General features: G+C 73.0%; 21 protein-coding genes and 1 pseudogene. 11 read left to right on the top strand and 11 right to left on the bottom strand.

Annotation, left to right across the window (positions count from 1 at the left end; translation table 11 throughout):
• Nucleotides 1–32: 32 nt before the first annotated feature.
• Nucleotides 33–473: a redox-sensitive transcriptional activator SoxR gene (gene soxR, locus V1634_RS16365; protein WP_407951802.1), complete on the bottom strand. Its 441-nt coding sequence runs from the start codon at nt 471–473 to the stop codon at nt 33–35.
• Nucleotides 474–604: 131 nt separating this feature from the next.
• Between soxR and V1634_RS16370 the strand changes: the two are divergent.
• The 3 genes and pseudogenes from V1634_RS16370 to V1634_RS16380 form a co-directional block, all read left to right on the top strand.
• Nucleotides 605–1,450, top strand: a pseudogene (locus V1634_RS16370) (NmrA family NAD(P)-binding protein); the annotation flags it as partial.
• Nucleotides 1,451–1,462: 12 nt separating this feature from the next.
• Nucleotides 1,463–1,837, top strand: coding sequence for a nuclear transport factor 2 family protein (locus V1634_RS16375; protein ID WP_331208758.1), 375 nt, complete (start codon nt 1,463–1,465; stop codon nt 1,835–1,837).
• A 91-nt stretch (nt 1,838–1,928) separates the two neighbouring features.
• Nucleotides 1,929–2,387 (top strand): nitroreductase family deazaflavin-dependent oxidoreductase, encoded by a 459-nt coding sequence (locus V1634_RS16380; RefSeq protein WP_331208685.1) that lies wholly within the window; start codon nt 1,929–1,931, stop codon nt 2,385–2,387.
• An 84-nt stretch (nt 2,388–2,471) separates the two neighbouring features.
• Here V1634_RS16380 and V1634_RS16385 read toward each other — a convergent pair whose 3' ends face one another.
• Nucleotides 2,472–3,527 carry an amidohydrolase family protein gene (locus tag V1634_RS16385; RefSeq protein ID WP_331208686.1) on the bottom strand — a complete coding sequence of 352 codons (1,056 nt, stop codon included), beginning with the start codon at nt 3,525–3,527 and terminating at the stop codon, nt 2,472–2,474.
• 271 nt (nt 3,528–3,798) lie between these two features.
• On the opposite strand from V1634_RS16385, the gene V1634_RS16390 reads away from it, so the two are divergent.
• Nucleotides 3,799–4,953 (top strand): glycosyltransferase, encoded by a 1,155-nt coding sequence (locus V1634_RS16390; protein ID WP_331208687.1) that lies wholly within the window; start codon nt 3,799–3,801, stop codon nt 4,951–4,953.
• A 98-nt stretch (nt 4,954–5,051) separates the two neighbouring features.
• On the opposite strand, the gene V1634_RS16395 is transcribed toward V1634_RS16390, so the two are convergent.
• The 8 genes from V1634_RS16395 to V1634_RS16430 all read right to left on the bottom strand — a co-directional run bounded on the left by V1634_RS16395 (nt 5,052) and on the right by V1634_RS16430 (nt 13,740).
• A complete protein-coding gene (locus tag V1634_RS16395; protein ID WP_331208688.1) occupies nt 5,052–6,314 on the bottom strand; it encodes a nucleotide sugar dehydrogenase in 1,263 nt (420 codons plus the stop codon).
• Nucleotides 6,315–6,479: 165 nt separating this feature from the next.
• Nucleotides 6,480–7,907, bottom strand: a complete 1,428-nt coding sequence (locus V1634_RS16400) for a serine/threonine-protein kinase (RefSeq protein ID WP_331208689.1) — start codon at nt 7,905–7,907, stop codon at nt 6,480–6,482.
• A 139-nt stretch (nt 7,908–8,046) separates the two neighbouring features.
• Nucleotides 8,047–9,138, bottom strand: a complete 1,092-nt coding sequence (locus tag V1634_RS16405) for an ABC transporter ATP-binding protein (protein ID WP_331208690.1) — start codon at nt 9,136–9,138, stop codon at nt 8,047–8,049.
• A 12-nt stretch (nt 9,139–9,150) separates the two neighbouring features.
• Nucleotides 9,151–9,972 (bottom strand): carbohydrate ABC transporter permease, encoded by an 822-nt coding sequence (locus V1634_RS16410; protein WP_331208691.1) that lies wholly within the window; start codon nt 9,970–9,972, stop codon nt 9,151–9,153.
• The gene (locus V1634_RS16415; RefSeq protein ID WP_331208692.1) at nt 9,969–10,892 is read right to left on the bottom strand and encodes a carbohydrate ABC transporter permease; all 924 of its coding nucleotides are present in this window, start codon (nt 10,890–10,892) and stop codon (nt 9,969–9,971) included. The genes V1634_RS16410 and V1634_RS16415 overlap by 4 nt, the downstream gene beginning before the upstream one ends.
• Nucleotides 10,889–12,241 carry an ABC transporter substrate-binding protein gene (locus V1634_RS16420; RefSeq protein ID WP_331208693.1) on the bottom strand — a complete coding sequence of 451 codons (1,353 nt, stop codon included), beginning with the start codon at nt 12,239–12,241 and terminating at the stop codon, nt 10,889–10,891. Before V1634_RS16420 ends, V1634_RS16415 begins: the two co-directional genes overlap by 4 nt.
• 192 nt (nt 12,242–12,433) lie before the next feature.
• Entirely contained in the window at nt 12,434–13,327 is an 894-nt protein-coding gene (locus tag V1634_RS16425) for an SRPBCC family protein (protein ID WP_331208694.1), read from the bottom strand.
• Nucleotides 13,324–13,740: an ArsR/SmtB family transcription factor gene (locus tag V1634_RS16430; RefSeq protein WP_331208695.1), complete on the bottom strand. Its 417-nt coding sequence runs from the start codon at nt 13,738–13,740 to the stop codon at nt 13,324–13,326. Before V1634_RS16430 ends, V1634_RS16425 begins: the two co-directional genes overlap by 4 nt.
• 130 nt (nt 13,741–13,870) lie before the next feature.
• On the opposite strand from V1634_RS16430, the gene egtA reads away from it, so the two are divergent.
• From egtA to egtD, 4 genes are all read left to right on the top strand, one after another.
• Entirely contained in the window at nt 13,871–15,100 is a 1,230-nt protein-coding gene (gene egtA / locus V1634_RS16435) for an ergothioneine biosynthesis glutamate--cysteine ligase EgtA (protein ID WP_331208696.1), read from the top strand.
• Nucleotides 15,097–16,431, top strand: a complete 1,335-nt coding sequence (gene egtB, locus V1634_RS16440) for an ergothioneine biosynthesis protein EgtB (protein ID WP_331208697.1) — start codon at nt 15,097–15,099, stop codon at nt 16,429–16,431. The genes egtA and egtB overlap by 4 nt, the downstream gene beginning before the upstream one ends.
• Nucleotides 16,432–16,474: 43 nt before the next feature.
• Nucleotides 16,475–17,251: an ergothioneine biosynthesis protein EgtC gene (egtC, locus tag V1634_RS16445; RefSeq protein ID WP_331208698.1), complete on the top strand. Its 777-nt coding sequence runs from the start codon at nt 16,475–16,477 to the stop codon at nt 17,249–17,251.
• Nucleotides 17,252–17,368: 117 nt separating this feature from the next.
• Nucleotides 17,369–18,334: an L-histidine N(alpha)-methyltransferase gene (gene egtD / locus V1634_RS16450; RefSeq protein ID WP_331208699.1), complete on the top strand. Its 966-nt coding sequence runs from the start codon at nt 17,369–17,371 to the stop codon at nt 18,332–18,334.
• Between the two features lie 30 nt (nt 18,335–18,364).
• Here the strand turns inward: egtD and V1634_RS16455 are convergent, their stop codons facing one another.
• Entirely contained in the window at nt 18,365–18,778 is a 414-nt protein-coding gene (locus tag V1634_RS16455; RefSeq protein ID WP_331208700.1) for a VOC family protein, read from the bottom strand.
• A gap of 80 nt (nt 18,779–18,858) precedes the next feature.
• On the opposite strand from V1634_RS16455, the gene V1634_RS16460 reads away from it, so the two are divergent.
• From V1634_RS16460 to V1634_RS16470, 3 genes are all read left to right on the top strand, one after another.
• The gene (locus tag V1634_RS16460; RefSeq protein WP_331208701.1) at nt 18,859–19,449 is read left to right on the top strand and encodes a TetR/AcrR family transcriptional regulator; all 591 of its coding nucleotides are present in this window, start codon (nt 18,859–18,861) and stop codon (nt 19,447–19,449) included.
• Between the two features lie 324 nt (nt 19,450–19,773).
• Complete coding sequence (locus tag V1634_RS16465) at nt 19,774–20,361, top strand: TMEM165/GDT1 family protein (RefSeq protein WP_331208702.1); 588 nt, start codon at nt 19,774–19,776, stop codon at nt 20,359–20,361.
• Nucleotides 20,362–20,454: 93 nt separating this feature from the next.
• On the top strand, nt 20,455–20,670 hold the full coding sequence (locus tag V1634_RS16470) for a hypothetical protein (RefSeq protein WP_331208703.1): 216 nt from the start codon (nt 20,455–20,457) through the stop codon (nt 20,668–20,670).
• The last annotated feature ends 6 nt before the right edge of the window (nt 20,671–20,676 follow it).

Raw genomic sequence — 20,676 nt, forward strand, 5'->3', positions numbered from 1 at the left:
CTGAGTCGTCCGGCGGGCGGCGGCCGGACCGGTCACTGCAACCGGCGCGGTCCCGAGCCCTGTTCGCCGAGTACGTCTCGCGGGTTGACCAGCCCGCACTGCTCGAAGGAGAGGCAGCCGCAGCCGACACACTCGGTGAAGAGGTCGCGCATCCGTTCCAGCCGGGCTATCCGGTCGTTCAGTTCGGCGCTCCAGCACTCCGACGCGCGGAGCCAGAACTCCCGGGTGGGCGCGACGTCCTCCGGCAGGAAGCCGAGCACCTCTCCGATGAGCGACAGCGGTATGCCTACGCTCTGCGACGCCCGGATGAAGGCGACCTTCCGCAGCGTGCTGCGGTGGTAGCGCCGCTGGTTTCCCGAGGTACGACGGCTGCCGATCAGCCCCTGCCGCTCGTAGAACCGCAGCGCCGACGCGGGTACGCCGCTGCGCTCGGCGAGTTCGCCGATCGTGAGTTCCTCCGCCTGCCAGGAAATTGCCGTCACCCCGCCGAGGCTAGCTTGACTTGAACCTTTGTTTAAGTCCGAGCCTGGTTTCGGCGGTCCCGCACCGGGGCCCCGGGCCGGCCGCATCCGGTCGGCCCCGGCGGGTACGAGGGGGAACTGAGATGGGCGACAACCGAACAGTCCTGGTCATCGGCGCGACCGGGAACGTGGGACGGCACGTGGTCACCGGGCTGCTGGCAGCCGGTGCCGGCGTCCGGGCGCTGGTCCGGGATCCCGACCGGGCCGACCTGCCCGACGGCGCGACCCCGGTCCGCGGCGACCTCGCCGACCCGGCCACGCTGGCCGGGGCCGCCGCCGGGGTCGACGGGGTCTTCCTGCTCTGGCCGTTCTTCAGCGCCGAGCTGGCCCCGGCGGTCGTGGACGCTGTCACCGCACCCGGGGTGCACGTCGTCTACCTCTCCGCGATGAACGTCCGGGACGACCAGGACCCGGCCCGGAACGGATTCTGGGGCGAGGTCGAGCGGCTGATCGAGACCTCCGGGTCGAGCTGGACCTTCCTGCGCGCCGGCGGGTTCGCCACCAACACGCTGGAGTGGGCGGATCAGATCCGCGCCACCGGAACGGTCCGCTGGGTCTACGGCGAGGCCGCCCGGTCACTGGTCCACGAGCGTGACATCGCGGCGGTGGCGGTCCGGGCGCTGACCGAGCGGGGGCACGCCGGCCGGAAGTACGTGCTCACCGGGCCGGAGCCGGTGACCCAGGCCGAGCAGGCGCGGCTGATCGGCGAGGCGGTCGGCCGGCCGGTGCGCTGGGTGGAGATTCCGGTCGAGCAGGCACGCCAGGAACTCCTCGCGGCGTGGGGCGACGGCGAACAGGTCGACGGGGCGCTGGCGTACTGGGCGGGGCTGGTCAGCGAAGCGGAGCCGGTGACCCGGACCGTGCAGGAGGTGACCGGGGTACCGGCGCGTACCTTCCGGGAGTGGGCGGCCGACCACGCGGACGACTTCCGCCCGCTCTCGGTGCGGGGCCTCGCGCAGCGGTACGTCTCGCTGGTCCAGAGGGGACGGTTCGACCTGGTCGCACCGCTGCTGGCGCCGGACGTTGCCCGGGTCGCGCCGATCGAGACCGGGGGAGAGCCGGTCGAGGTACGTGGTGTGGCGGCCATCATGGCGAACAGCCGGCGGCTCAACGCCGATCTCGACATCCACGGCGTACGGGTCGACGGGCCGTTCCTGGCCGGCGACCGGTTCGCCGTCCGGTTCAGCTTCGACGAGACGCACCGGCCGACCGGGGTGCGCTCCACCAGCCGGAAGATGTCCCTCTACACCGTGACCGACGGGCTGATCAGCCGCGAGGAGGTGCACTACTTCGACCGGCCGAGGTCGGCCGCGTGAGAAGCTGGGCCGGTACCGGTCGACGCCGGTCGGCCGAGCCGGCGCAGGACCGGGGTGCCCGGATGGCACCGTGGACGGCCGGGGGAGACGGATGACCGGGACGCACGACGAACGGGACGGGGCGCCGGGGGCGGTACGGGACAGCCCCACGGGTTGGGTGTCGGCGCACATCCGGCGCTATCTGGAGACCGACGGGGCGGATGGACACGACTACCAGGGCTTTCCGACCCTGCTGATCACCACCCGGGGCCGGCGGACCGGCGCCCTGCGCAGGACCGCGTTGATCTACGGGCGGGACGACGACCGGTACGTCGTGGTGGCCTCGAACGGTGCCGCCGCCCGGCACCCGAGCTGGTTTCTCAACCTGCTGGCAGACCCGTCGGTGCGGGTGCAGGTCCGGGCCGACCGGTTCGCCGCCCGGGCCCGGGTCGCCGACCCTGCCGAGCGGGCCCGGCTCTGGGAGTTGATGGCGGGAATCTTCCCGATGTACCGGACGTACGCCGAACAGACGCCCCGGCAGATCCCCGTGGTGCTGCTGGAACGCCGCTGAGCCACCGTCCCGGTCCAGTTCGGTCCGATTCCGTCCAGTCCGGACCGGTTCGGACCGCCGGTCGGGGCGGTGCCTGGCTGCCGACTATCCGGCGGCTGCCCGGACGAGTCGTCCCCGCAGCAGCACCGCGCTGGGGTGATCCAGCCGGTCGAGGTCGTCGCGGGGATCGTCGGGGTAGACGACGGCGTCGGCGGGGGCGCCCGGAACGAGGCCCGGCAGGCCGAGGTAGTCCCGGGCGGTCCAGGACGCGGCACCGAGCGCGACGTGCGGGGGTACCCCGGCGGCCACCAGCGCGCGGACCTCGTCGGCGATCCGTCCGTGTGGCCGGGAGTCGGTACCGGCCAACAGCGTGACCCCGGCCTCGGCGGCGGCGGCGACCAGTGGTCCGTGGGCGAGGGCACCGCTCCACCCCCAGCGCCGACGTGGGGTGTCGGCGGCGTCGCGCAGCCGGTCGAGTGCGCCGTTGATGATCGAGAGTGTGGGTGTCAGGGCCGTGCCCTGCTCCGCCATCCGGTGCAGCAGGGCCGGGTCCAGGTGCATGCCGTGCTCGACCGAGTCGACTCCGGCCGCCACCGCTGCCGCGCCGCCCGCCGCGTGCTGGGTGTGTACGGCGACCCGCCCCCCAACGCCGTGCACCGCGGCCACCACGTCCCGGAGTACGTCCACCGGCAGCGGGTCGTCCCCCGGCAGCCAGTCGGCGATCACCTTCGCCCAACCGGTCCGGGCGGCCTGGGCAGCGGCGACCTCCGGTAGGTCGGCGTGGCTGGCCCGGCGGCCCCAGTCGGCGAAGAACTGGCCGTGCTGGGCGATCCACGGTCCGGCGTGGACCGCGCGGGGCAGGTCGGGGTCGGTGCCGAACCAGGACGGTGGCTCACCGGCCAGGCCCGGTGCGCGGATCAGGGTCACCCCGTGTTCGGCGTGCCGGCCCAGGTCGACGCGGAGCAACTTCTCGTCCAGCGGTCGACCGGGCGCCTCGGCCCCGGGGTGGGTGTGCGCGTCGACCAGGCCGGGTAGCAGCCACCCCTCGGCGACCAGTACGGCGTTCCGGACCGGATCGGTGGTCCAGCGGTCGCCGTCGGCGTAGAGGTCGACCCATTCCCCGTCGGGCAGGGCACGCCCGCGTACCCGGAGGACGCTCACCGGATCCGGCCGGCGCTCGCCCGGCGTGCTGTCATGGACGACCACCTTACCGGCAGGCCGGGCCCGCCGGCCTGCGTCGACATCGGCCGATCCGGCCGTCGGCCACTGTCGACCCTCCAAATTTGCCAGATCATCGGCCTATCTCCACGGATAAGGCGTATAACGGGATCAAAGGCTGATTTCGGCGCGACCGATCACCGGATCGGTCGCGCCGCGACGCGCGAAAGGTCTGGTCATGCGACCGCTCCGGGTGCTGCGGATCATCTCCCGAATGGCTGTGGACGAAGCCGCGCCGCAGGTTGGCGCGTTGATGCGAGGGCTGGACCCGGACCGCTTCGAGCAGCGGCTCTACGCGGGCCCGGTCGAGCCGGGTGCCGGCGACTACCGCCGGCTGCGTGCCTCCGACGTACCGGTCAGGGTGCTGCCCGCACTCCGCCGTCCGGTCCGGCCGGTCGACAACATCCGGGCCACGGCAGCGCTGATCGCGGAGATCCGCCACTTCCAACCGGACCTGGTGCACACCCACGACCTGCGGGCCGGCCTGCTGGGCCGGGTCGCGGCGGTCACCTGCCGGGTCCCGATCCGGGTGCACACCTTCCACACCCATCCACTCCCCGGGTCACCGCCGGTCGCCGGCCAGTTCGTCGCGGGTGCCGAGTCGATGCTGGCCCGGGCCAGCCACGCCCTGGTCGCGGTCGGTGCCCGGGTCCGCGACGACCTGCTGGCCGCCTCGATCGGCCGCCCCGACCAGTACATCGTGATGCCGCCCGGGGCGAGCCTGTCTCCGCTGCCCGAGCGGGCCCGGGCACGGCGTACCCTCGGCCTGCCCGAGACCGGGCCGGTGGTGGCGTACCTCGGTCCGCTGAGTACGCACAAGCGGCCGGACCGGTTCCTCGCGGTGGCCCGGGCGGTCCGGCGTACCCGGTCCGATGTCCGGTTCGTGGTCTGCGGCGAGGGTGACCGGTTGACCGAGGTGGTCAGGGCGGCCGCCGCCAGCCGGATCGAGGTGACCTTCCTGCCCTGGCGGTCGGATCCGGAGACGGTCTACGCCGCCGCCGACCTGGTGTTGCAGACCTCGGACCACGAGGCGACGCCGTTGACGCTGGTCGAGGCCGGTCACGCCGGCCGGCCGGTGGTGGCGACCGACGTGGGCGGCACCGCCGAGGTGGTCCGGCACGGCCGGACCGGACTGCTCTGCGATCGTCGGGACGTCAACGGGCTGAGCCGGGCGGTGCTGCGGCTGCTGGGCGACGACGAGTTGCGGGGGAGGATGGGCCGGACGGCGCTGACCGAGATTAGGGAGGCGTTCGGCACGCCCCGGCTGGTGGCGGCCACCCGGGACCTCTACCACCGGCTCGCGATGTCCCGGGGCTGCTGGCCGACCGAGCACGTCGAGCCGGTCGGCATGCTGGCCCGGGCCCGCTGACCCGCCGTCGTCCGGTCCCGGCGACGGCCCGCCGCTGCCGGCGGAGGCCCGTCGGCCGCTGCCGGCCCGGCCGGCGTGACCGGACCCGGCCGGTGGCGTTACAGGCGTTCGACCACCGGGCCGCGGCAGCGGTCGCGGCTGTCGAAGACGTACCGGGCGGTTCTGATGATCATGTCGTAGTCGAGCCCGTCGTGGTCGGTGACCACCACCACCGCGTCGGCGTGCCGGACCTCCTCCTCGGTCAGCTCGACCATCGCCAGCTCGGTCGGCACGTGCCGGGGATCGGCGTACGGCTCCACCGCCCTGATCCGGGCCCCGAGCGCGTGCAGCCGGCCGGCGAGGTCGATCGCGGGGGAGTCCCGCAGGTCACCGGTGTTCTTCTTGTACGCCAGACCGATCATCAGCAGCCGGGCACCCCGCAGCGGCCGGCCCCGGCTGCTCAGCCCGGCCATCACCCGCTGCGCCACGTACTCCGGCATGGTGTGGTTGATGTCGCTGGCCAGCTCGATGAACCGGAACTGCCGACCGAGCCGGCGCTTCACCTGCCAGGAGAGATAGCAGGGGTCGATCGGCAGGCAGTGGCCGCCGGTTCCGGGGCCCGGCCGGAAGGACATGAACCCGAACGGCTTGGTCGCCGCGGCGTCGATGGCCTGCCAGATGTCGATGCCGAGCTGGTGGCTGAAGGTGGCCAGTTCGTTGACGAGCGCGATGTTGACCTGGCGGAACGTGTTCTCGATCAGTTTGGTGAGTTCGGCGACCCGGGTCGAGTCGACCGGTACGGTCCGCTCCACGATCCGGCGGTAGAACGAGTCGACCCGGTCCAGCGCCGCCGGCCCCATCCCGGAGACCACCTTCGGGGTGTTCTCCAGCCGCCAGACCGGGTTGCCCGGGTCGATCCGCTCCGGACTGTAGCCGAGGTGGAAGTCGTCGGGGCTGCGCAGCCCGCTGCCCTCCTCGAGCAGCGGCCGGAGCAGTTCCTCGGTCGTACCGGGGTAGGTCGTCGACTCCAGGATGACGGTGCAGCCGCGGCGGAGGTACGGGGCGAGTGCCGCGCCGGCCTGCTCCACGTAGCTGAGGTCCGGTACGCCGTCCCGCAGCGGGGTCGGGACGCTGATCACGCAGACGTCGAAGTCCCGGGCGTCGGCGTAGTCACTGGTCGGCAGGTAGCGGCCGGTGGCCAGCGCCGCACCGAGCCGCTGGTCGGAGATGTCCTCGACAAACGATTCCCCGCTGCCGAGCCGCTTGATCCGGTCGGTGTCGAGGTCGAGTCCGACCACGTCCAGTCCCGACTCCACGGCGGCCACCGCGAGGGGCAGGCCGACGTATCCCTGACCAACGACAACCAGCTTTTCCCTGCTCATGCGGGCTCCCACCGGGCTTCGACAACGTCGAGGACACCTTAGGGGGATTTATCGATGATCACCCCGGAAACGGGGATAAAGGGAAGTATTTCGTGGTCTGTCGAGAACGCGGCCCATCGTACCGTCCGTAGTGCGGAGACTACCAACAGTGCGTGGGCGTACGACTCAGCCGTTGCCCGGTTCGACCGGCCCGCCACTGCCCGGCGGGTTCTCCGGACCGGTCGGCGGGTTGCTCGGCGGCGGATTCGTCGGCGGCGACGACTCGGTCGGCTCCTCGGTCGGTTCGCTGTCCGGAGTCGGGCTCGGCTTCGGCGAGGTGGTGGGACGCGGTCGGGGACTGTCCCGAGGGCGGTCCGGGTTGGTCTCCTGCCCGTTGGGCACCGTCGCCGACGGCTGATCCGGGATGTGCGCCTCCACCGTCGCGCTGCTGCTGGGCGGCGGGGACGGCGGCGCCTTCGTCGCCGGGGCGTCGTCGGCCATCTTGAGGGCGATCACCGCGGTCACCACCGCCGCGCCCACCCCCACCACGGCGGCGATCCCGGCCAGGGTGAGGATGCCGAGGCCTGGTTCCCGGTCCCGACCGCCCGAGCCGACCACCGGATTGTCGGTCAGGGTGCTCGGCCCGCTCCCCGCGCCGGCACCGCCGGCCCGGCCCGTGCCGCCCGCCGCCGCGCGGAGCCCGAGCCCGGTGACCGCGGTCGGCGACGGTGCCGGGGCGATGCCCCCGCCGTCGACGCCGCCCGCCGCGTCCGCCGCCACCACCTCCGGGTGGATCGCGGCGGCCCGGGCCGCCGTCGCCATCGCCGCCGCGTCCGGATAGCGGTCGACCGGGTCCTTGGCCAGAGCCCGCCCGATCAGCTCGGCCACCGGAGCGGGTACGTCCGCCGGCAGCGGATCCGGCTCCTCGTGCAGGTGCTTCACCGCGACCTGCAACGGGTTCTCCCCGCTGAACGGCGGCTGCCCGGCCACGCACTGGTACGCCACCGCGCCGAGCGCGTAGATGTCGGTGGCGGCCGAGACGGGCTTGCCGGCGGCCTGCTCCGGCGCCATGTAGAGCGCGGTACCGGGTACCGCGTTCGAGCTGGTGATGCTGGTGATGTTGACCGAGCGGGCCACCCCGAAGTCGAGCAGCCGGACGGTGCCGTCGGCCTGCACCAGCAGGTTGCTCGGCTTGACGTCGCGGTGCACGATCCCGCCCTGGTGCGCGGCGTGCAGCGCCTGGGCGACCTGCGCCACCACGTGCATCGCGTCGACCACGCCGAGTCGTCCGGTGTCCCGGATCCGCGCGGAGAGCGGCTCGCCGTCGACGTACTCCATCACCAGGTAGTCGGTACGGCCGGTGGGCAGTTCGTCCTCGCCGTAGTCGAAGACCTGCACGATGCCGGGGTGGTGCAGGGTGGCCAGCATCCGGGCCTCGGCCCGGAACCGGGCGATGAAGTCGGGGTCGGCCAGCAGCGAGGGAAGCAACACCTTGACCGCGACCCGACGCCCGAGCACCACGTCGGTACCGCGCCACACGTCGCCCATCCCACCGGTGGCAACACGCTCGTCCAGGCGGTAACGCCCGCTGAGCAGGACTCCCGATTCCAGCACGTGCACACCGTACCCAGCGGGGCGGGCGGGTACCCAATCGCAGCGGCGGCAGCGGGGCATCGACCGGGTGGAGCCGTGGATCACCGTACCCGGAGGGCACCTCGACCGCTCCGCCGCCCCGGCCCGGCCGGTCGCGGAATCAGCCGGGAACCCCGATCGCGGTCGAGTCGGCGGGGTGGTAGCAGCGCAGCCGGTCCGGGTCGACGGCGAGCCAGACCGGGCTGCCGGGACCGATCCGGAACGTCGACGGCGCCTGCACCTTGAGCTGCCGGCCGGCCAGCTCCACGGTGAGCAGGATGGCCGCCCCGGTCGGCTCGACCACCTCCACCCGGGCCGCCAGCCGGTCCGGCCCGTCGGCGTCGTGGACCTCGATGTTCTCGGCCCGGATCCCCACCGTGACCTCGTCACCGGAATAGTCGCCGAGCAGCGGCGGTGCGGGGGTGGACTGGTCGCCGATCCCCAACCGTGCCCGGCCGTCGGCCCGGTCGACCCGGGCCGGCAGGAAGTTCATCGGCGGGGCGCCGAGGAAACCGCCGACGAACTCGTCCGCCGGGCGGTCGTAGACCTCCAGCGGCGGGCCGAGCTGGGCGACCCGGCCCTCGCGCAGCACCGCGATCCGGTCGCCGAGGGAGAGCGCCTCGGCCTGGTCGTGCGTGACGTAGACCGTGGTGGTGCCGAGCTTGCCGACGATCCGCTTCAGCTCGGTGCGGAACTCCATCCGGAGCAGCGCGTCCAGATTGGACAGTGGCTCGTCCATCAGCAGCACGTCGGCGTCGGTGACGATCGCCCGGGCCACCGCCACCCGCTGCCGCTGCCCGCCGGAGAGCTGCGCCGGATAGCGGTCCAGGTATTCCGACAGGTGCAGCAGCTCGGCCGCCTCGCCGACCCGCCGGTCGATCTCCGCCTTCGGCGTCTTGCGCATCGTCAACCCGAACGCGATGTTCTGGCGTACCCGCATGTGCGGCCAGATGGCGTACGACTGGAAGACCATCGACAGGCCGCGCTGCCGGGCCGGCAGCGCCGTCACGTCCCGGCCGCCGATCTGCACGCTGCCGGAGTCCGGGGTCTCCAGCCCGGCGATCATCCGCAGCAGGGTGGTCTTGCCGCAGCCGCTCGGCCCGACGAGGACCAGGAACTCGCCGTCGCGCACCTCCAGGCTGATGTCGTCGGTGGCGGGGGAGCGGGTCCCCGGGTACGTCTTCACCAGGTTCCGCAGCACGATCTCGGCCAACGTTCGTCCCTCTCAGCGGATCGTGGTTCCCCACATGTTCAACAGGTAGCGGCGCATGAACGCGATGAAGACCAGGGCGGGTACGACCAGCGCGAAGCCCCCGGCGAACCGGAACGCCAGCGGCGAGTCGGCCAGCGTCGAGAGCACCTGGGCCGGCAGGGTACGCCGGTTGAGGGTGAGCACCGCCGCCCCGAGCACCTCGTTCCAGGAGGTGACGAAGGTGAAGATGGCGGCGGCGGCGATCCCGGGCAGCGCCTGCGGGAGTACCACCCGGGCGAACGCCCTCGGCGCGCTGGCACCGAAGACCATCGCCGCCTCCTCGTGCTCGACCGGCACCGCCACGAAGATCGCCGACGTGATCAGTACGGTGGTCGGCAGCGCCAGCGCGGTGTGCAGCAGCGCCACGGCATAGGTGGTGTCGTAGAGCCCGGTGGCCAGGAAGACCCGGGCCAGCGGGACCGAGAGCACCACGATCGGCAGCGCCCGGGTGAGCAGCAGGAAGAGCTGGTACGGCTCCCGGCCCCGGAAGGCGTACCGGGCCACGGCGTAGCCGGCCGGCACCCCGAGGAGCAGCGAGAGGGCCAGGCTGAGCAGCCCCACCTCGACCGAGTTCTGGAACCCGCCGACCACCCCGGTGCTGTCCAGGAAGACCCGCATCGTCTCGGTGGAGACGTCGGTGGGGAGCAGCGAGAGCGGGAAGCGGTTCAGCGACTCCCGGCTGGAGAGCGCGGCCAGCGCGATCAGATAGATCGGCAGTCCCATGAAGAGGGTGACCGCGACACAGGCGAGGTGGATCGCGATGGTGCGGCGCCGGGCCGCCCGCAGCCGGCTCACCGGCCACCGCCGGTGGTCGCCGGGTCGCGCAGCACCCGCAGGTAGACCACCGCGGTGCCGAGCGACATCAGCAGGATCACCAGGGCGATCGCCGCCGAGACCCGCTCGTTCTGCAACGTCACGTACCACTGGTAGGTCTCGCCGACCAGCAGCGGAAAGCTCCGGCCGGTGAGTGCCTGGGCGACCGCGAAGGTCTGCAACCCGAGGATCGTACGCAGGATCAGCGCCACCTGGAGGCTCGGGCGCAACTGCGGCAGGATGATGTACCGCAGCCGCTGCCAGTAGGTCGCGCCGAAGACCGCCGCCGCCTCGTCGTAGTCGCGCGGGATGTTCTGTAGTCCGGCGACCACGATCACGAGCACCAGTGAGGTGGCCCGCCACAGCTCGGCGAGGAGCACCGCGACGAACATCGTGGCGTCGTTGTCGTAGGAGAGCCAGGCGTAGCCGTCGCCGAGCCCGAGGTGGGCCAGGACCGAGTTGAGGTAACCCCGGTCGGCGAAGATCGACAGCCAGACCAGCCCGGCGGCCAGGTCGCTGATCGCCAGCGGTACGCACCAGACGTAGAAGTAGAACGACGACAGCCTCGGCCGCTCCCGCAGCAGCAGCGCCATGGTCAGCGCGAACGCGAACTGCAACGGGATCAGTACGACGATCAGCAGTGCGGTGTTCCGGGTCGCCGTCCAGAAGTAGGGGTCGTCGAGCATCCGGCGCAGGTGGGCCAGGGTTGGCCCGTCGCCGCCGGTGAACGCCTGCCCGACCCCGACCACGATCGGCCAGAGGAAGAGCGCGGCCAGGAAGATCACCGAGGGGGCGACCAGCAGCGCCGCCGTCGGCACCCGGGGACGTCCCCGCCGCCGGTCCGGCCGGGCCGGCGCCGTGCGGGACGGTTCGGTGGGCGCCGGATCCGGCGCGGTGGTCACTGCACCCGGCACGTCTGCCCCGCCGCGACCGGGTCCGGGCGCCAGCACGGCACCTTCACCTCGTCCAGGATGGCGTTGAGCTGCTGGGCCTGCCGGTCGAGGACCTGCTGCACCGGCCGGCGGTCCAGGCAGATCTCCTTGAAGCAGTTCTTGAAGATCTGCGACACCTCGCCGTCCTTGGCGCCCAACCCCACCGGGGGCAGGGCGAGCACCGCACCCTCGGCCTCCTGCTGCCGGCGTACCGCCTCGGCCTCGAGCGCCACGGCCGGTGGCAGGTCGGTCGGGAGCGCGGTGGAGACCACCGGGAAGAAGGCGTTGCGGCGCAGCACCTCCAACTGCACGTCCGGGGTGGTCAGCGCCTCGATCACCTGACGTGCCCGGTCGGCCTCCGGGGCGCCCTTCGGGATCGCCAGGCCGGCGACCACCAGCATGTAGCCGAGCCCCTTCGGGCCGCGCGGCGCGGGCGCCATCACCCAGTCGTCCGGCTTGTCGCCCGGGGCGTTGACCAGCCGGGCGACGTGGTCCCAGGCGATCAGCACCTCACCGCGCTGCAACGGCTCCTGCATGTTGTCGTAGTTGGTCGACGCGGGTGCGGTCTGCGCCCACAGCTCCACCATGTACTGCCAGGCCCGCACCGCCTCCGGGCTGCGGAACGTGGTCATCTGGCCGCCGGTGAAGCTCGGCAGCAGGTAGCCCTGGAAGAACCGGTGGTAGAGACCCTTCGGGCCGCAGGGCAGGCCGAGGACCGGCTTGTTGCCGTTGGCCCGCCGGGCGTTGCCGACCCAGGTCAACAACTGGTCGTACGTCAGGTTCTGCACGTCGGCGCCGCTGGGCAGCCACTGCAACGCCCGCTTGTTGACGGCCAGCACGTACGACGCCTGCATCCACGGCAGGTAGGTGGTGGCGCCGCCGGCCAGCTTGCCGAGCTGGGCGAGGTCGGTCGGGAACTGCCGGTCGGCGAGCTTGCCGGCGAGGTCGTCGAGGTTTTCGAACTTGTCGGCGTGCGGGGCGAAGTCGCCGTGCAGCCCGCCGGCGAGGCTGACCTGGACCCGCCCGGCACCGACCTGCGAGGTGATGGTCGAGGAGAAGACGTTCGGCTCGACGGTGTTGTACGCGACCGCGCCGCCGGGGACCCGGTCCCGGAGGATCTGCTCGAACCGCTGCCGCTCCTCCACCGGGGTGAACTGGGTGGAGAGGAAGGTGATCGCACCTTCCTCGTCGGAGCCGCTGGTCGACGCGCCGCCGCAGGCGCCGAGGAGCGGAGCGGCCCCGGCGGCGATGCCGAGCCCGAGCAGCCGGCGCCGGTCGAGCCGGAGGTCGGTGCCGGGCGTGCCTGCGTGTCGTGCCATCGTGCCTCCCCGTGACGGTGGTGCCGGCCCGGTCGGCTGCTGAGCGGGCACCGGTGCCGGCTGGAGCGGAGTGTCACAAGTGCACATATTCGCAAGCTTGGTGTCAAGCCGGGGGCGCCGTTCCGGTCCGTCCCGTTATCGAACCGGCGCCCCGCCGAGTCCGGGTCCGGGCCGGGGGCCTGCTCCGGTGGGTCAGCCGGCGGGCCGGTCGGCCTCCTCGGCGAGCTGCCGGGCGAGCGGTTCGATCCGGGCGCGCCAGGCGGCCAGCGCGGTCTCCCGGTCACCGGCCGCGTCGGCCGGGCCGGTCTGCTCCAGTACCAGCCGGGCGCCGTGCCCGGTGCCCTGGGCGAGTTCCCAGCGGACCCGCCCGGCCGGGACCCCGGCGGCTTCCCAGGAGTACTCGAGCAGCGTCGGTGCGGCCAACGCGGTGACCGGTCCGGCCGGGAACTCGTCGGTGGTGAAGCCGGGCGGTGGCGGCGCGCCGAGCGTGGCGGGCCGGTCGGGTGCGGTCCGGGTCAGCGCCGCCCAGACCGCTTCGGCGGGCCGGGTCAGTTGCCGCTCGAAGCGCACCCGCCAGCCGTCCACGTCGGTGTCGGCGACGCCGTCGGCCAGCCCGAACCGCTCGACGTACGACTCGTGCAGCCGTCCCGAGGGTCGCGCCGACTGGTCGACGGGTCGGCCGTCCAGCACCTGTTCGAGCGCGTCGAGGCAGAGCCGCCAGCCGGAGGCGAAGCTCGCCGCGCCGGCCCGGTCGTCGAAGACGTGGCTGAACACCAGCAGGCAGCCCGGACCGTCCGGGTGCAGTTCGATCCGGAAGAGATCGTCGGCCCAGCTGAAGGCGAACAGCCGGGGCGGGTCGTACGCCTCGACCCGGCCGACCGACTCTGGCGGCGCGTCCGGACCGGACCCGAAACTGAAGGTCATCCGCCCGCCGGGGCGCGGGTCCAGGCGTACCTGGGCGGGAAACCACTCGCGGAGGTGCTCGGGCTCGGTGACGGTGGGCCAGACCTTCTCCGCCGGATGGGCCAGCCGGCGCTCGATGCGCAGCACCTGGCGCCCGTGCGTGGTGTCCAGGCTCTCGTTCACGACAACTCCTCGGTGCTCGGTTCGGTGCGCCGCCGCGCGTCGGGGCCGGTGCGCGGCGACGGCGGCGGTTCGGTGGCCGGCGAAGGGTCGGGGAAAGTGTCGGACCCGGATGGCATGGTGTTCAGATGCCGTTCAAGCGCATCGATCCGGCTGGACCACATCCAGCGGTACGGTGCGAGCCAGGCGTCGAGTTCGGCGAGCGGCTCGGGGCAGAGTTCGTACCAGCGACGTTGCGCCTCCGGGCGGACCCGCACCAGCCCGGCGTCGCGCAGCACCCGGAGGTGTTTGGAGGTGCCCGGCTGGGTCAGCCCCAACTGCTCGGTCAGTTCGCCGACCGAGCGCGGGCGCTCCCGGAGCAGGTCCAGGATCTGTCGCCGGACCGGTTCGGCGAGGACTTCGAAGGGCGTGGCCACGACGCGAACATACCAACTGAGTAATATGCCGAGCAAGTTATATATCTTCGCCTGCTCGGCACCAGTCCGGAGCGTGTGCTCCGGGAAACCGGGTAAGGGGAGTCGGTTCCCCGGGAGGGAGGACCCGCCGATGCCATCCGACCTGGACAGCGGCACGGTCCTGCGGGCGTTGGAGGACGCCGAGGGTTACGTCGCCAAGATCTGTTTCAAGACCGGGCCGCCCCGGCTCAGCGGCGTAGAACTGGAATGGACCGTGCACGACGCGGCCGTTCCGAGCGGACCGGTCGACCCGGTCCGGCTCCGCACCGCACTCGGCCCGTACGCCCCGACCACCCTCGATCCCGACAGTCCCGCCCAACCGTTGCCCCGCTCGGGCACGGTCAGCGTGGAGCCCGGCGGCCAGGTGGAAATCTCCACCGCCCCGCGTAGCTCCCTCGGCGAGTTGCACGAGAGCACCACCTCGGACCTCGCCCACCTCACCGATCTGCTCGGCGCCGCAGGTCTCGTCCTCGGCGACACCGGCATCGATCCGCACCGGCCGCCGACGCCGGTGGTCGACACCCCCCGATACCGCGCGATGCGCTGCGCCTTCGACCGGCTCGGCGCGGCCGGCCGGACCATGATGTACAGCACCGCCGGGCTCCAGGTCTGCCTGGACGCCGGTACCGCCGACCGGTTCGCCGACCGGTGGGCCGCCGCGCACGCGTTCGGGCCGCCCCTGCTCGCGGTCTTCGCCACCGCCCGCCGGCACGCCGGCCGGGACACCGGCTGGGCCTCGGCTCGGATGGCCGCCTGGCAGTTCATCGACCCGGCCCGGACCCGTCCGGCCTGGTCACCGCCGTCGGGGACCGCCGACCCGGTCGGCGCCTGGGTCCGGTACGCGCTGGCGGCCCCGCTGCTCTGCGTACGCCGGGACGGCGGGGACTGGACCGTCCCGCCCGGGATCACCTTCCGGGACTGGCTCGGCGGCGCGCTGCCCCGGCCGCCCACCACCGACGACCTCGACTACCACCTGAGCACCCTCTTCCCGCCGGTACGCCCCCGGGGCTACCTGGAGATCCGTTACCTCGACGCCCAGCCCGGCGCGGAGTGGATCGCACCGGTCGGCGTGCTCGCGGCGCTCTTCGAGGACGACCGCGCCCGGGACGCCGCCCGGGCGGCCTGCGAACCCGTCGCCGGCCGGTGGGCCGACGCGGCCCGGCACGGGCTGCGGGACCCGCTGCTGGCCGGAGCGGCCGACACCCTGCTCGACCTCGCGCTGCGGTCGCTGGACCGCACCGGTCTGCCCACGACGACCCGCGAGGAGATCACCCGGATCGTGGCGCGACGGCTCGCCGCCGCGCGGAAGGGACCGACATGACCGACGTCCGATCCGACAACCGGCCGACCGGGTCGCTGCGCGACCGGATCGCCACCGAACTGACCCGGGCCCGGGACCGCAGCATCCGGCTCACCGAGGCGGTCGACGACGAGGACCTGGTCCGGCAACACTCACCGATCATGTCCCCGCTGGTCTGGGACCTCGCCCACGTCGGCAACCAGGAGGAACTCTGGCTGGTCCGGGACGTCGGCGGCCGCCCCCCGGTGCGCCAGGACATCGACGAGCTGTACGACGCCTTCAAGCACCCCCGCCGGGACCGCCCGGCCCTGCCGCTGCTCGGTCCGGCCGAGGCCCGGCGCTACGTGGCGACCGTCCGGGACAAGGTCTTCGACCTGCTCGACGGCGTCCGGTTCGACCACGGCCGGCTGGTCGCCGACGGGTTCGCGTTCGGCATGATCGCCCAGCACGAGCAGCAGCACGACGAGACCATGCTCGCCACCCACCAGCTCCGGAGCGGCCCGCCGGTACTCTCCGCACCCGAGCCGCCGGCTGCGGCCGTACCGGTCGCCGGTGAGGTGCTGATTCCGGCCGGCCGGTTCACCATGGGCACCTCGACCGACCCGTGGGCGCTGGACAACGAGCGCCCCGGCCACCCGGTGGAGCTGCCGGCGTACGTCATCGACGCGGCGCCGGTGACCAACGCGGAGTACCTCGCCTTCGTCGCCGACGGTGGCTACTCCGACCCGCGCTGGTGGAGCGATCCGGGCTGGCGGCACCGGTCGTCGGCCGGACTGACCGCGCCGATGCACTGGCGGTGGGACGGCACCGACTGGGGCTGCACCCGGTTCGGCCGGTTCGCCCCGCTGGTCCCGGACGAGCCGGTGGTGCACGTCGGCTTCCACGAGGCGGAGGCGTACGCCGCCTGGGCCGGCAAGCGGCTGCCGACCGAGGCCGAGTGGGAGAAGGCGGCCCGCTGGGACCCGGTCAGCGGCCGGTCGCGCCGGCATCCGTGGGGCGACGAGGACCCGACGCCGGAGCGCGCCAACCTCGGGCAGCGGCACCTCGCACCGGCACCGGTCGGGGCGTACCCGGCGGGCGCCTCGCCGCTCGGCGTACACCAGTTGATCGGGGACGTCTGGGAGTGGACCTCCAGTCCGTTCCTCGGCTATCCCGGGTTCGCCGCGTTCCCGTACCGGGAGTACTCGGAGGTCTTTTTCGGTTCCGACTACCGGGTGCTCCGGGGCGGCTCATTCGGCACCGACCCGGTGGCCTGCCGGGGCACCTTCCGCAACTGGGACCTGCCGATCCGCCGGCAGATCTTCAGCGGCTTCCGGTGCGCCCGGGACGCCCGGCCGGAAGAGACGGCGTGACCGGTCGCCGCCGTTCGCCCGGCCGGCGGGGCCGGGCCCGCTGATGTGCCGTCACCTGGCCTATCTGGGCCCTCCGCTCCCGCTGGCCGCGCTGCTGTTCGACCCGCCGCACTCGCTGGCCCGGCAGTCCTGGGTGCCCCGGGATATGCGCGGCGGCGGCACGGTCAACGCCGACGGCTTCGGCGTCGGCTGGTACCCGGTGGACGGCCCGCCGGTGCGCTACCGGCGGGCCACCCCGATCTGGGCCGACGACACCCTGCCGGTGCTGGCCGCGGCGACCTCGGCCGGCGCGGTACTGGCGGCGGTGCGCTCGGCCACCGTCGGCATGCCGGTGGTCGAGACCGCCGCCGCCCCGTTCGCCGAGGGACCCTGGCTGTTCAGCCTGAACGGTGCGGTACCCGGCTGGCCGGACTCGATCGCGGCCCTGGCCGGCCGGCTGCCGACCCGGGACCTGATGACCCTGGCCGCCCCGACCGACGCGGCTCTGCTCTGGGCCCTGGTACGCCACCGGCTGCGGGTCGGGGCCGCGCCGGCCGAGGCGGTGGCCGAGACCGTCCGGGAGGTGTCCGCCGCCGCTCCCGGTTCCCGGCTGAACCTGCTGCTCACCGACGGGCACCTGGTGGTGGCGAACACCTGCGGGCACGCGCTGTCGGTCCGGGCCGGCGGCGGGTCGGTGCTGGTCAGTTCCGAGCCGCTGACCGAGGAACCGGGCTGGCGGCCGATCCCGGACGGGCACCTGGTGGTGGCCGCCGCCGGCCGGGTCGACGTCACGCCGCTCGGCCCGGGGCCGGCGCCGACCCGGCCGAGCGGAGGTTGGTGAGCGACCGGAGTGCCGGCGCGGCCGACCGCGGTGTCCGGGGCGGGCGGTCGGAGCGGCCGGCGTAGCGAGAGGACCTGCCGCAGGGGGCGGCGGTGTCGAATCGAGGGGAGTGTGCGGGTGACCGCGGATCCGTTGGAGATACACCTGGAGGAACGGGACCTGGAGCGGGCGCTGCGCAGCGACGTCCGGACCGGGCTCACCGCGACGCCCCGGTGGCTGCCGCCGAAGTGGTTCTACGACGCCCGGGGCAGCGAACTGTTCGAGGAGATCACCCGGCTGCCGGAGTACTACCCGACCCGGGCCGAGCGGGCCGTCCTGGCGGCTCGGGCCGGGGAGATCGCCCGGCTCACCGACGCGAAGACCCTGATCGAGCTGGGTTCGGGGTCGTCGGAGAAGACCCGCCTGCTGCTCGACGCGCTGACCGCGCGGGGCAGCCTCGGCACCTTCGTACCGCTGGACGTCTCGGTGAGCGCGCTGGAGCGGTCGACCGCCGAGATCGCCGCCGCCTACCCGGGACTGCGGGTGCGCGGCATCGTCGGCGACTTCACCCGACATCTGGACCGGCTGCCCACCGGCGGCCGGCGGCTGGTGGCCTTCCTCGGCGGCACCATCGGCAACCTGCTGCCGGCGGAGCGGGCCGAGTTCCTGGCCGCGCTCCGCTCGGCACTGGAGCCGGGTGACTGGCTGCTGCTCGGTACCGACCTGGTCAAGGACCCCGGGGTGCTCGTGCCGGCGTACGACGACGCGGCCGGGGTCACCGCCGAGTTCAACCGCAACGTGTTGCGGGTGCTCAACCGTGAACTGGGCGCGGATTTCGAGGTGGACGCCTTCGACCACGTCGCGCTCTGGGACCCGGACCGGCGCTGGATAGAGATGCGGCTGCGGGCGCGGCGACCGATGCGGGTCCGGGTGCTCGACCTCGACCTGGCGTTCGCCGAGGGGGAGGAGTTGCGCACCGAGATCTCGGCGAAGTTCCGTCCGGAGGACGTCGACGCCGAACTGGCCGCCGCCGGTTTCACCGTGCGGGCCCGGTGGACCGACGACGGCGGCCTCTTCGCGGTGACTCTCGGCCAGGCGAGCTGAGCCGGGCCGGGAGTCGACGGCATCGTCCGGTCAGCTCTCGACGTACTGCTCCGCATAGGTGGCGGTGGGCGGGATCGGGGTGATGACGTCGATCAGTACCCCGTTCGGGTCGGCCACGATGAAGTGACGCTGTCCGAAGTCCTCGCTGCGCAGTTCCAGTTCGGCGGGGAGTCCCGAGTCGAGGACGAGTCGCCGCCACTCGGCGTCGACGTCGGTCACCTCGAAGTTGAGCAGCAGTCCCCGCACCGGCCTGCGGTACGCCTCGGGCAGCGTCGGGTGGTCGTGGTCGAGCAGTGCGAGTTCGTAGCCGGCCGGGCCCGGGCGCCGGAGGCTGACGTACCAGTCGGCCTCGAAGGTCGGCTCGAAGCCGAGCAGCCTGGTGTAGAAGTCCCGCGACTCCGCCAAGCGGGAGGTGCAGATCACCGGATAGAAACTGGTCAGCATGGAGGCTACCCCTTTCACATACCGTCGGTATGTGAAGGTAAGCTAGTTCGCGTACCGTCGGTATGTCAACGGAGGGCGCGATGCCGGATCTCAGTCGGCGGCAACAGCGGGAGCAGACCCGGCAGACCCTGCTACGCGAGGGCCGGCGGCTCTTCGCGGCCCGGGGCTACGCCGGGGTGGGACTGGCGGAGATCGTCCAGGCTGCCGGGGTCACCAAGGGCGCGCTCTACCACCACTTCGACGGCAAGGCGGCACTGTTCCACGCGGTCCTGGCCCAGGTGCAGCAGGAGGTCGCCCGGCGGGTGGTCGCGGCGGCCGAGGCCCGGGACGATCCGTGGACCCGGTTCACCGCCGGCTGCGAGGCGTTCCTGGCCGCGAGCACCGACCCGGAGGTACAGCGGATCATGCTGGTCGACGGGCCGGCGGTGCTCGGCTGGGCGCAGTGGCGGGCGCTGGACGAGGCCAACTCGGCACGCCACCTGACCGAGGCGCTCGGCGCGCTGATCGAGACCGGGGTGCTCGCCCCGCAGCCGGTCACACCCCTGACCCGGCTGCTCTCCGGCGCGATGAACGAGGCGGCCCTCTGGCTCGCGACCTCGGAACGGCCCGAGGACGTCACGGACACCGTCGCCGCCCTGACCCGGATGCTGACCGCGCTGCGCGCCACCTGACGGCGTGCGCGCCATCCGACCGCACTGCGCGCCACCCGACCCGCCGGGAGCACGGTGGGCGCCGGGCCCGGCGCCCGCCGTCGGCCCCGGCCGTGATCATCGGACGACCGAGGGTGCGTGGGCGCCGCCCGGCGTACTCGGGTAGGGTCGTCGGCAGCGAAGGGGAGTAGCTCCCAACGTCGTGGTCGACATACTGGTGTGCGCGCGTCGCGCACCCGGCCACGCGGCCTCACCCCGGTGGGGCGGGCGAGACCTTCGGCTCAGGCAGCAATGCCGGGTCGAGGTCGCCCATGCCCCCGCCCGGCATCGACCGGGAAGGGTGACATGGAGGACTTCAACACCGCCTTGGCGATCAGCTTCGGCGTCATCTTCGTGGCCGAGTTGGGCGACAAGTCGCAGTTGATGGCGTTGACCTTCGCCACCCGGTTCAAGGCGTTACCGGTGATCATCGGCATCACCGTGGCGACCTCGGTCGTGCACCTGGCCTCGGTCGCTCTCGGCGTCGGGCTCGGCGCCGCGCTCCCCACCGGCTGGATCGCCCTGGTCGCCGGGATCGCCTTCCTCGGTTTCGGGATCTGGACGCTCCGCGGCGACTCGCTCACCGAGGAGGAGCGGCGCAAGGCGGAACGGACCCGCCGCTCCGCGATCATCGCGGTCTCGATCGCCTTCTTCCTGGCCGAACTCGGCGACAAGACCATGCTGGCGACGATCACCCTGGCCACCCAGCACGGCTGGTTCGGCACCTGGCTCGGCTCCACCGTCGGCATGGTCGCCGCCGACGCCCTGGCCATCGGTGTCGGCCGGCTGCTCGGCCGCCGCCTGCCGGAGAAGACCATCCGGTACGGGGCCAGCGCGCTCTTCGGGATCTGCGGCATCTGGCTGCTGGTGGACGCGGTCCACCAACTGACCTGACCGATCCCGGTGTGGGACGGTCGGGATCCGGGTAGCCGTTTCGACGGCCAGCGGGCTGTCCGGCGGAGCGTGGCCTGAACGGAGGATCACTGCATGACCAGGCACGATGAGCCGAACGAGTACGGGTTCGCCGGCGACGTGGCGCTGCCCGAGCCGGAACGGCCGCACAAGCGGGACGCGGTCGCGGAGGAGGCCGAGGACGTCGCCGTCCCGGGCTCCGACCTGTCACGCGAGTTCCGAGAGGCGCTCGCCGACTCGGACCAGGTGGACGAGGCGGACGAGGGCGGGGAGCGGCCCTCGTCGCGCTGAGTCCCG

The sequence above is a fragment of the Plantactinospora veratri genome, assembly GCF_036421995.1.
Taxonomy (GTDB): Bacteria; Actinomycetota; Actinomycetes; order Mycobacteriales; family Micromonosporaceae; genus Plantactinospora; species Plantactinospora veratri.